An 11,661-nucleotide genomic window follows, 5' to 3' on the forward strand; every position below is an offset into this window, starting at 1 on the left:
TAAAGCCAACTTTTTTTGGCGTCAATTAGCCACCATCGGACAGGGGGCGTTCGAACATTTGACGCACAGCGCCAGCCGGCCCCCAAGCGAGTAGCCGAGGGGCCTTGCGAACTGGGCTGAGGTTAGAGGTCAGGAGCGGACCGTAAAGTCACACCGAAAGATCAGCTTGCGACTACGCTCTTCGGCCCGCTGGCAATGAGCGCCGCGCCGCAGGCGGTCTTGTGTCCGTCGAGCGCGACAGGGATACCATCGACGCTGTAGGTAGCACTGCCTTCGACGATGGGGAACACCCCCTTGCACAGCGGGCAACTGACCATGTGCCCGACGCCGGCGATGGGTTTGCCGTTGACGTTGGTGTTGCCGAACGAGCCAAGCACTTTGCCGCCGTGGGTAGTGGAATCGCCGAGGCGGATGATGTCTTTCATGGTACGAACTCCTGTCATAAGGGGGGGCATCGATGCCAACAGCTGAAGCCTACCACAGCGAAACGGAGCCTACGTCCGGTCACCGCAGTAGGCATACCAGCCGATGAGCGGCCAACGCCCCAGCGCTCCCCTTACGCGGGCCTCATCACCAACACCCCCAACGGCGGCAAATTCAGCGACAGCGACACCGGTTGCCCATGACTGGCCACCGCCTCACAGTCCACTGCGCCCAGGTTACCCACATTCGACCCGGCATACAGCTCGGCATCGCTGTTGAGCAGCTCTTGCCAGCGTTCACCGAACGGCACACCAATCCTGTAGCCCTCACGCGGCACCGGGGTGAAGTTAGCCACTACCAGCAGCGGATCACCTTGGCTGCTCCAGCGCAGCCAGGCATACACGCTGTTGTGCGCATCATCGCCGATCAACCACTGGAAGCCCTGCGGCTGGCAGTCCTGCTCATGCAATTGCGGCAGGTTGCGGTACAGCCGGTTAAGGTCACTCACCAGGCGCTGCACACCCTGGTGCTCGGGGTACTGCAGCAGGTACCAGTCCAACTCGTCGTCGTGATTCCATTCGCGCCATTGGCCGAACTCGCAGCCCATGAACAGCAACTTCTTGCCGGGGTGGGTCCACATGAAGGTGAGGTAGGCGCGCAGGTTGGCGAATTTCTGCCAGCGATCGCCGGGCATCTTGTCGATCAGCGAATGCTTGCCATGCACCACTTCATCGTGGGAAATCGGCAGGATGAAATGCTCGGAATAGGCATAGATCAGCCCGAAACTCATCTCGTTGTGGTGGTACGTGCGGTGGATCGGGTCGTTCTGGATGTAATGCAGCGTGTCGTGCATCCAGCCCATGTTCCACTTGTAAGCAAAGCCCAGGCCGCCTTGCTGGATCGGCTGGCTGACGCCGGGCCAGGCAGTGGATTCCTCGGCGATGATCAGCGCACCGGGCGCTTCATGGGCGGCAACGCCGTTGAGGTGGCGGATGAAGTCGATGGCTTCGAGGTTCTCGCGCCCACCATGGCGGTTGGGCACCCACTCACCCGACTTGCGCGAGTAGTCGCGGTACAGCATCGAAGCCACCGCATCGACCCGCAGGCCGTCGATGTGGAAGTGTTTGAGCCAGTGCAGCGCCGAGGCCATCATGAAGCCGCGTACTTCGTTGCGACCAAGGTTGTAGATAAGGGTGTTCCAGTCCTGGTGGAAGCCTTCCAGGGGATTGTCGTACTCGTAAAGTGCCGTGCCGTCGAAGCGGGCCAGGCCGTGTTCATCGGTGGGGAAATGCGCAGGCACCCAGTCGAGTATCACGCCAATGCCACCCTGGTGGCAGGCATCGACGAATGCCGCGAAATCTTCGGCGCTGCCGTAACGCGAGGTGGGCGCGAACAGCGAAAGCGGCTGGTAGCCCCATGAGCCACCGAACGGGTGCTCCATGATCGGCATCAGCTCGATATGGGTGAAGCCAAGTTCCTGTACATAGGGCACCAGCCGCTCGGCCAGTTCGCGCCAGTTGTAATAGCGCGCGATTTCACCGGCATCGTCCAACTCGCAGCGCCAGGAGCCTGCGTGCAGCTCGTAGATCGACAGCGGCGCACTGTAGGCGTGACGCTGGGCACGGTGTGCCATCCAGTCGTGATCCTGCCATGGGTGACTGAGCGCATCAGCGACCTTGGAGGCGGTACTGGGCGGCAGTTCGGTGGCGCGGGCCAGTGGGTCGGCCTTCAGTGGCAGCACCCCTTCCTTGCCCAATACCTCGAACTTGTATGTCTCGCCGACACCGATGCGGGGCACGAACAATTCCCAGACACCCGTACTGTGGCGCAGGCGCATGGGATGGCGGCGACCGTCCCAGTTGTTGAAGTCGCCCACGACCGACACACGACGGGCGTTCGGCGCCCACACCGAGAAGCAGACGCCAGCGACACCATCGACCTGCGTCGGCTGGGCACCGAAGCGGCCGGACAGATCCCGGTGGTTGCCCTCGGCAAACAGGTACAAGTCCATGTCGCCCAGTTGCGGACCGAAACTGTAGGGATCCTCGGTCACCTGCTCGCCGCCTGCCCAACCAATTTGCAGCAAATAGGGTTGTGCCTCATCCAAGTGCGCGGTGAACAACCCAGGCAAGCTACCCTGCACCATATCGGCGAGCACTTGCCCATCATGGCGGGCCAGCACGCGTGCATTCAACGCATTGGGCAGGAAGGCGCGGACGAACGAGCCCCCCGTTCCATCGCCATGGGGGCCGAGCACTGCAAAGGGATCGGCGTGCTCGGCGCGGGCCAGGGCATCCAGGTCCCGTTGCCGAAGTCCGCCGTTTTCACGCGTGGTTGCATTCATCTATGACTCTCCCCAGGTACTGATCAGTCCATGCAAGCCATGCAAAGGCACGGCCAGCCAGCTTGGACGGTTTTCGGCTTCGTATGTGATCTCGTAGGCGGCTTTTTCCAGGCAGAAGAGCTCCAAGGCGGCGCGCTCGCCCTCAGCCTGTTGCCAGGCGTGGGGCATTGCGGCGGTGGCCAGGCCATAGGCTTCGACGAAGGCGTGGCGCGACTGGTGCAGGTACTGCCGTGCAACCCGCTGACGAGCCTGGCGCGCCGCGTCGGAGAGGTCTACCGCCGAGGCGCTGCGCAGGATCATGGCAGCAGCATAGTCGAAGGATCGCAACACGCCGGTTACATCCTTGTAGGGACTGTGCTTGGCGCGCCGCTCGTCCAAAGGACGGGCGGGTTCTCCTTCGAAATCAATCAAGTAGGCATCGCCCTGTACCACCAGCACCTGACCCAGGTGCAGGTCGCCGTGTACGCGCATCAGCAAGCCGCCCTGGGCCTGGCGCGCGAGGTTGTCGATGTGCTGGGCGAGACCGTCGCGTTGCTGCTGCAGGTCATCGACCAGCGCCTGGCTGTCGGCATCGAGGCTGTCGCGGTGTTGCGCCAGCAGGTCGAGGGCACGGGCAAGTTCGGCTGTGATCTGCTCGCTCCAACGCTTGCTGTCACGGGCATCGCTGGGCCGTGGCGTGAAGGCAGGATCGTCGCTGGGCCTGGCCAGCAGCAGGTGCATCTCGCCCAGCCGCTGGCCGAGCAAGGCCGCGAAACCGTTTAGTTCGGCCAGAGCGTCGGCGTGGGCATCGGGGGTGTTGCTCGAAGGCTCCATCTGGTCGCGGATGGCCCGTTCGAGGGTGTTCTGGGTCCAGGCCCAGGCATCGCCCTGGTTGCTCAGGTAGCCTTGGGCGATCATCAACAGGTGGGGTGTGCCCTGCTCGTCCACCCGGCTGACCCAGGCCAGCAACGGGGAGATGTTGGTGAACCCGGCAGCCGTGAGGTAGGCGCTCATTTCCAGTTCCGGGTGCACGCCTGCATTGACCCGACGAATCAGTTTGAGCACCACGCGGTCAGCGACCACCACCGAGCTGTTGGATTGCTCAGCGCCCAGGTAGCGTACCTGGCTTTCCTCAGACAGCCCGGCTGCCGCAAGCAAGTCGGTACGTTCGAAACGTAGCTCGCCCGCCGTGCAGGGCAGCCTCGTGCCTGCCTCACAGTTGCGCAGCACGGCGCGGATGAAGGGTTCGAGCACGAAGGCATCGGTGATCAGACCCACCTGACGGCCCCGGCGTACGCGGGACAGCGCCAGTTGCTGGGGCAACGCGGTGGTGATCTGTTCTTCAGGCAACAGGCCGAACGGCAGTTGGTAACGCGTGACAGTATCTTCGCTGCGAACTTCGATCTCGCTCAGCAGCACCGGCGTGGTGGCCGTGGCCAAGCGCACGCCATAGCTCAGTTGCACTTGGTCCAGTGGCCCTTCCTTGCCGGCGAACCAGCGGCGTTTGGGCAGGTACTGCGGCAGAATCGCGGTTTCCAGGGTGTCGCGGCAAGGCGCGTCGAGCAACTCCTCCATGCGCTTGCGCAACACCAGCGTAGTGAGCTCCGGCAGGCCTTCGGAGGGCTGGATGTGCCAGCTGGGCATACGGTCGTGGGAGGTCAGCAAGAACCAGTAGAACGCATAGGGGGGCAAGGTGAGCAAGAACGGCAACTGGCCGATCGGCGGGAATGCGCTGCCGCCGAGCATCTCCACCGGCACCATGTCGGCGTACGGCGACAACTCCAGTTCGGCCGCCTGCGCAGCCCGCGACACGTTGGCCACGCACAGGATCACTTCAGTGTTGCCGTTCGCGTCGGTGTATTCGCGAAGGTAGGCCAGGATCCGCCGGTTACTCGGCGTGAGCATCTTGAAGGTGCCACGACCAAAGGCCTTCTGTTGTTTGCGGACGGCCAGCAGGCGGCGATTCCAATTGAGCAGCGAGTGCGGGTCGTGGGACTGGGCCTCGGCGTTGACGGTCTGGTAGCCGTACAGCGGGTCCATGATCGGCGGTAGCACCAGGCGTTGCGGGTCGGCCTTGGAGAAACCGCCATTGCGGTCCGGTGACCATTGCATGGGGGTGCGCACGCCGTCGCGATCGCCCAGGTAGATGTTATCGCCCATGCCTAGCTCGTCGCCGTAATACAAGGTGGGTGTGCCGGGCATCGACAGCAGCAGGCTGGTGAGCAGTTCAATACGCCGACGGTCGCGCTGCAACAGCGGCGCCAGGCGCCGACGGATGCCGAGGTTGATGCGTGCGCGGCGGTCCTCGGCATAGTAGTTCCACAGGTAGTCGCGCTCGCGGTCGGTGACCATCTCCAGGGTCAGTTCATCGTGGTTGCGCAGGAAAATCGCCCATTGGCAGTTGGCCGGAATCTCCGGTGTCTGACGCAGGATATCGGTGATCGGAAAACGGTCCTCCATCGCCAGGGCCATGTACATGCGTGGCATCAACGGGAAGTGGAATGCCATGTGGCATTCGTCACCATCGCCTTCGCCGAAGTACGGGTGGGTGTCCTCCGGCCATTGGTTGGCCTCGGCCAGCAGCATGCGATCAGGGTAGTTGGCGTCGATCTCGGCGCGGATCGCCTTGAGTACCTGGTGGGTTTCGGGGAGGTTCTCGTTGTTGGTGCCATCGCGCTCGATCAGGTACGGAATGGCATCCAGACGTAGGCCATCGACGCCCATGTCCAACCAGAAACGCATGACGCCGATCACCGCCTTGAGCACCTGCGGGTTATCGAAGTTGAGGTCGGGCTGATGGGAGTAGAAGCGGTGCCAGAAATACTGGCCGGCCACCGGATCCCAGGTCCAGTTGGACTTTTCGGTGTCAAGGAAGATGATCCGCGTGCCGTCGTACTTCTGGTCGTCATCGGACCACACGTAGAAGTCCCGCGCCTTGCTGCCGCGCTTGGCATGGCGGGCTCGCTGGAACCAGGGGTGCTGGTCGGAGGTGTGGTTGATGACCAACTCGGTAATCACCCGCAATCCACGCTTGTGCGCCTCGGCAATGAAGCGTTTGGCATCGGCCATGCTGCCGTAATCGGGATGCACGGCCTTGTACTCGGCGATGTCGTAACCGTCGTCGCGCCGGGGGGACGGGTAGAATGGCAGCAGCCAGAGGGTGTTGACGCCCAGCTCGGCAATGTAGTCGAGCTTGTTGATCAGGCCGGGAAAATCGCCGATGCCATCGTTGTTGGCGTCGAAGAACGACTTGACGTGCAACTGGTAGATCACTGCGTCCTTGTACCACAGTGGGTCGTCGATGAAGGCAGCAGGGCGGGAACGCTTGGCCATGTGTGACTCCTTTCAAAGCTTTCTTGAACTTGCGCGATCTCCTGTGAGCCGCAGATCCCGGCGCAGTGTGCAACGGGCTCCATAGCACCGGATTGGCCCGAGTTCGCGGGTGAGCCCGCTCCCACAGGGAACAGCGTGCGACCGTCAATGGGCCTTTTCGATGCGCCAGATGCCGAACGGCGAATGCCAGGGCTCTATGCGCATCCACTGGGTCTTGCCATGCCAGGTCCAGCGATGACCGGTCATCAGGTCTTCACCGAGGGTGTCGGCGTTGTCGTCCAGGCCCAGTTCCCACAGCGGCAGTTCGAAGCTCGCCTCCTGGGCGTTATGGGGATCGAGGCTCACCGCCACCAGGATGAAGTTGTCGCGCTCTGGGGTGCGTTTGGCGAAATACAGGATGTTGTCGTTCCAGCAATTGAAGAACGCCACGCCCAGGTGGGTCTGCAAGGCACGGTTCTGGCGGCGAATGCGATTGAGCTGGGCGATTTCGGCGATGATGTTGCCGGGCTGGGTGAAGTCCCGCGGACGGATCTCGTACTTCTCCGAGTCCATGTACTCTTCCTTGCCTGGCAGTGGCGTGCTTTCGCACAGTTCGAAGCCCGAATACATCCCCCACAACCCCGAACCCATGGTGGCCAGCGCGGCACGAATGAGGAAACCGGCGCGCCCGGAGCTGTGCAGGAAGAACGGGTTGATGTCGGGCGTATTGACGAAGAAGTTGGGGCGATAGCATTGGCTCCAGGGCGGCTGGTTGAGCTGTTCGAAGTACTCGCGCAGTTCTTGCTTGGTGTTACGCCAGGTGAAGTAGGTATAGCTTTGGGCATAACCGACCTTGCCCAGGCGCGCCATCATCGCCGGTCGGGTGAAGGCCTCGGCGAGGAAGATCACCTCCGGGTGCTGGCTGCGCACATTGGCGATCAGCCATTGCCAGAATGGCAGGGGCTTGGTGTGCGGATTGTCCACGCGAAACGTCTTCACCCCCTCCTCGACCCAACCGACCACCACGTCGCGCAATGCCAGCCACAGCGATGGCACCGCCTCGGGCGCATAGAAGTCGACATTGACGATGTCCTGGTACTTCTTGGGTGGGTTCTCGGCATAGCGGATCGTGCCGTCGGGGCGCCAGCTGAACCAGCCGGGGTGTTCCTTGAGCCAGGGGTGATCCTGGGAGCACTGGATGGCGAAGTCCAGGGCGATTTCCAGGCCATGCTCAGCGGCTGCGGCCACCAGCCGTCGGAAGTCGTCGCGGCTGCCCAGCTGCGGGTGAATGGCCTCGTGCCCGCCCTCGTGGCTACCGATGGCGTAAGGGCTGCCGGGGTCACCCGGCTCAGCACGCAGGGCATTGTTGCGGCCCTTGCGGTACTGCGTTCCGATAGGGTGGATGGGCGGAAAGTACAGCACGTCGAAGCCCATGTCGCGGATCATCGGCAAACGTGCGTGCACATCGTTGAAGGTGCCGTGGCGGTCAGGGCTATCGGTGATCGAGCGGGGAAACAGTTCGTACCAACTGGCGAACAGCGCCGCCTCACGATCGACATCCAGCGGGAATTCGGTGCTACGGGTCAGGTAGCTGCGATGTTCGGCCTCGCTCATCAAGCGCGCAGTGTTGGCATCGAGCAGCAGCGCCACCTGGTCATCCGCCGGCAGGGTCGGCAAGCTGTCGAGCAGCGTCTGGATTTCCTTGCGCAGGGCCCCATCGCTGCGCTCCAGGCCCTTGCCAAGCATCAGCCTGCCCTCCTCCAGCTCCAGCGACACCTCGACACCCGCATGGTACTTTTTCTCAAGGTCGTGGCAGTAGGTCGCGAACGGGTCGATCCAGGCCTCGATACTGAATAGGTGCAAGCCCAGCTCAACTGGGGTGAACTCGGCCAGCCACAGGTCGTTACCAGGGGAATGCATCGGCACACAGTGCCAGCGGCGGCTGTGGGCCTGTCGCCACAGCAGGGTTACCGCCAGGCGGTCATGGCCATCGCTATAGACCTTGCTGCTGACCGTGACCGGCTGGCCGCTGATGGCCTTGGCGGCGAAAGTGCCAGCGTCGAGCACCGGGCTGGTGTCCTCGATCACGATGCGCGGCGCCAGCAGCGCCTGGGACAGGCTAATAGCCTGGTCGGGGTGATCGTTCGCCATCGGTACGCTTTCGAAGGGCTCGTTGCGCGTCATCGGTCCTGGCTCCCTGTTGGCATTGGCGCTAAGGATTCAGAGCCGTCGACCGGCAGGGGGTTCAAAAAAAATGAGCGATTGGCGCTGGCACGCATCAAAGCCTGCACCACCCTCTCCTATCACCCTGCGAGGTCAGGCCATGAACATTCCCATTCCACCGGAGACACCCGACCCGAACATCGACGACCCCAGCCTGCCGCCGCCGGTACCGGAAGAAGACCCCAACGAGCTGCCGATCAAGCCGACCGTGCCGCCAACCGTGGGTGACCCGCCCAGCCAGGAGCCACCGGTGAAGGCATAAGGATAGCCAAGGATCGTGGTGGGGTTGTCAGCCTGATCGCCGGCTTGCCGCCGATCAGGCCGAAACGGTCAACCCAGCTCTGCCATGCTGATCTCGCGCATCCGGAACTTCTGCACCTTGCCGGTGACCGTCATCGGAAATTCATCGACGAACCGGTAATGCCGCGGCACCTTGAAATGGGCAATGCGGGCCTTGCACCAGGCCTGCAGCTCTTCGACGGTCGCGCTGTGCCCGGGGTGTAGCTTGATCCAGGCCACCACCTCCTCGCCATACTTGTTGCACGGTATGCCGATCACCTGCGCATCGGCCACCGCCGGGTGGGTGTAGAAGAACTCCTCCAGTTCGCGTGGGTAGATGTTCTCGCCGCCGCGGATGATCATGTCCTTGTTGCGCCCGACGATACGCACATAGCCCGCGTCGTCCATCACCGCCAGGTCGCCGGTGTGCATCCAGCCGGCCGGGTCGATGGCGTCCACGGTGGCCTGGGTGTTGTCCCAGTACCCGAGCATCACGCTGTAGCCACGGGTGCACAGCTCGCCGATCTCGCCGCGCGGGACGATGCGCCCCTCCTGGTCGACCAGTTTGGTCTCAAGTTGCGGCTGGGTACGGCCGACGGTGGTCACACGCAGCTCAAGGTCGTCGTCCGGACCGGTCTGCAGCGACACCGGGCTGGTTTCCGTCATGCCGTAGGCGATCTGGACTTCGGCCATGTGCATCTGGTCGATGACCCGTCGCATCACCTCGATCGGGCAAGTGGCACCGGCCATGATGCCGCTGCGCAGCGTCGAAAGGTCCATCTGTGCACGCGAGGGGTGGTCGAGCATGGCGATGAACATGGTCGGCACGCCATAAAGGATGCTGGCACGCTCTTGGGCCACTGCGCGCAGGGTGAGTTCGGCGTCGAAGGCGTCGTTGGGGTAGATCATGGTGCTGCCGTGGGTGATGCAACCGAGGTTGGCCATGACCATGCCGAAGCAGTGGTACAGCGGCACCGGGATCACCATGCGGTCGCGCTCGGTCAGGCCGAGGCTTTCGCCGACCATGAAGCCGTTGTTGAGAATATTGTAGTGACTGAGCGTGGCGCCCTTGGGCGCGCCTGTGGTACCGGAGGTGTACTGGATGTTCACCGGCTGGTCGAATTGCAGGCTTTGCTGGCGAGCCACGCAGGCCTGCGCCGAGACCTGCCCTGCCCGTTCGGCCAGTGCTTGCCAGGGTAGAAAGCCCACCGGTGGGGTGGCCGCCAGACTGATCACGCCACGCAGGTCGGGCAAGCGTTCGCAAGCCAGCTCACCTGCAGTGGCGCTGGCCAGTTCCGGCACCAGTTCCTGGACCATGGCATGGTAATCGGAGGTCTTGAAGGCATCGGCACATACCAACCAACGGCAGCCGGATTGGCGCAAGACATATTCCAGCTCGCCCACCCGGTATGCCGGGTTGATGTTGACCAGGATGGCACCGACCTTGGCGCTGGCCAGTTGCAGGATGCACCACTGGGCGCAGTTGGGTGACCAGATCCCGACCCGGTCGCCGGTGTTCACCTCCAGCGCCATCAGGGCACGAGCGTGCATTTCGACCTGCTCGGCCAACTGACGCCAGGTGTAGCGTAGGCCCTGATGGCGGGCCACCAGCGCCTCGCCGTCGGCGCACCGGGCCACAGTGGCATCGAAGGCCTGGCCGATGGTTTGGGTCAGCAAGGGTCGGTCCTGGCGACCGCGGGTGTAGCTTGGTTGACTCATGGGTGTCCCTTCTTGTGGTTGTTCTGGGCACGACTGAAGCAAGCAGGAATACTCTGGCGCAGATTTACGTTTACGTAAAGGTGATGAATGGATTGACAGCGATGAGGGTCAGGTTTACGTTAACGTAAAGGTGATGAACGACACCGGCCCTCAGGCAGGACGCCGGATCCTTGAGCCAGGCTGTTTCCCCTATTTCAAGAACAACAAGGTGCCCCAGCATGCATTACCCCTCCCTGAACTTCGCCCTGGGCGAGACCATCGACATGCTCCGCGACCAGGTCCGCACGTTCGTCGCTGCCGAACTGGCCCCCCGCGCTGCGCAGATCGACCACGACAACCTGTTCCCCGCCGACATGTGGCGCAAGTTCGGTGACATGGGCCTGCTGGGCATCACCGTGCCGGAAGAGTACGGTGGTGCCGGCCTGGGTTACCTGGCGCACGTGGTGTCCATGGAAGAAATCAGCCGTGGCTCGGCCTCGGTAGCCCTCTCCTATGGCGCTCATTCCAACCTCTGCGTCAACCAGATCAACCGCAATGGCAGCCACGAGCAGAAGCTCAAGTACCTACCCAAGCTGATCAGCGGCGAACACATCGGCGCCCTGGCCATGAGCGAGCCCAATGCCGGTTCCGACGTGGTGTCGATGAAACTGCGTGCGGAAAAACGCGGCGACCACTACGTGCTGAACGGCAGCAAGACCTGGATCACCAACGGCCCCGATGCCAACACCTACGTGATCTACGCCAAGACCGACCTGGACAAGGGCCCCCATGGCATCACCGCGTTTATCGTCGAGCGTGACTGGAAAGGCTTCAGCCGCAGCAACAAGTTCGACAAGCTGGGCATGCGCGGCTCCAACACCTGCGAGCTGTTCTTCGATGGCGTCGAAGTCCCGCAAGAGAACATCCTCGGTCAGCTCAACGGCGGCGTGCGCGTGCTAATGAGTGGCCTGGACTACGAGCGCGTGGTGCTCTCCGGCGGCCCCACCGGCATCATGCAAAGCTGCATGGACCTGGTGGTGCCCTACATTCACGATCGCAAGCAGTTCGGCCAGAGCATCGGCGAATTCCAGCTGATCCAGGGCAAGATCGCCGACATGTACACCCAGCTCAATGCCAGCCGCGCCTACCTGTATGCCGTGGCCCAGGCCTGCGACCGTGGCGAGACCACCCGCAAGGACGCCGCCGGGGTCATCCTCTATACCGCCGAACGCGCCACCCAGATGGCCTTGGAAGCGATTCAGATTCTCGGCGGCAACGGCTACATCAACGAGTTCCCGGCCGGCCGCTTGCTGCGCGACGCCAAGCTGTACGAGATCGGTGCCGGCACCAGCGAAATCCGTCGGATGCTGATCGGCCGCGAACTGTTCAACGAAACCCGCTGA

General features: G+C 62.9%; 7 protein-coding genes. 2 read left to right on the forward strand and 5 right to left on the reverse strand.

All coding sequences use genetic code 11. The features are described from left to right. Positions 1 to 161 precede the first annotated feature (161 nt). The 4 genes from C4Q26_RS01315 to C4Q26_RS01330 form a co-directional block, all read right to left on the reverse strand. Positions 162 to 425, reverse strand: a complete 264-nt coding sequence (locus C4Q26_RS01315) for a PAAR domain-containing protein (RefSeq protein WP_023379992.1) — start codon at positions 423 to 425, stop codon at positions 162 to 164. A 131-nt stretch (positions 426 to 556) separates the two neighbouring features. After that, positions 557 to 2,767, reverse strand: coding sequence for a 1,4-alpha-glucan branching protein GlgB (glgB, locus tag C4Q26_RS01320; protein WP_023379991.1), 2,211 nt, complete (start codon positions 2,765 to 2,767; stop codon positions 557 to 559). Next, a complete protein-coding gene (gene treS, locus C4Q26_RS01325) occupies positions 2,768 to 6,079 on the reverse strand; it encodes a maltose alpha-D-glucosyltransferase (RefSeq protein WP_104882587.1) in 3,312 nt (1,103 codons plus the stop codon). Positions 6,080 to 6,223: 144 nt separating this feature from the next. Further along, complete coding sequence (locus C4Q26_RS01330) at positions 6,224 to 8,242, reverse strand: alpha-1,4-glucan--maltose-1-phosphate maltosyltransferase (protein ID WP_104881930.1); 2,019 nt, start codon at positions 8,240 to 8,242, stop codon at positions 6,224 to 6,226. 139 nt (positions 8,243 to 8,381) lie between these two features. On the opposite strand from C4Q26_RS01330, the gene C4Q26_RS28020 reads away from it, so the two are divergent. Next, positions 8,382 to 8,543, forward strand: coding sequence for a hypothetical protein (locus C4Q26_RS28020; protein WP_023379988.1), 162 nt, complete (start codon positions 8,382 to 8,384; stop codon positions 8,541 to 8,543). 68 nt (positions 8,544 to 8,611) lie between these two features. Here the strand turns inward: C4Q26_RS28020 and C4Q26_RS01335 are convergent, their stop codons facing one another. Then, the gene (locus C4Q26_RS01335; RefSeq protein WP_104882588.1) at positions 8,612 to 10,279 is read right to left on the reverse strand and encodes an AMP-binding protein; all 1,668 of its coding nucleotides are present in this window, start codon (positions 10,277 to 10,279) and stop codon (positions 8,612 to 8,614) included. A 218-nt stretch (positions 10,280 to 10,497) separates the two neighbouring features. On the opposite strand from C4Q26_RS01335, the gene C4Q26_RS01340 reads away from it, so the two are divergent. Then, entirely contained in the window at positions 10,498 to 11,661 is a 1,164-nt protein-coding gene (locus tag C4Q26_RS01340; protein ID WP_023379986.1) for an isovaleryl-CoA dehydrogenase, read from the forward strand.

It is taken from the genome of Pseudomonas sp. SWI44 (genome assembly GCF_002947915.1).
Taxonomy (GTDB): domain Bacteria; phylum Pseudomonadota; class Gammaproteobacteria; order Pseudomonadales; family Pseudomonadaceae; genus Aquipseudomonas; species Aquipseudomonas taiwanensis.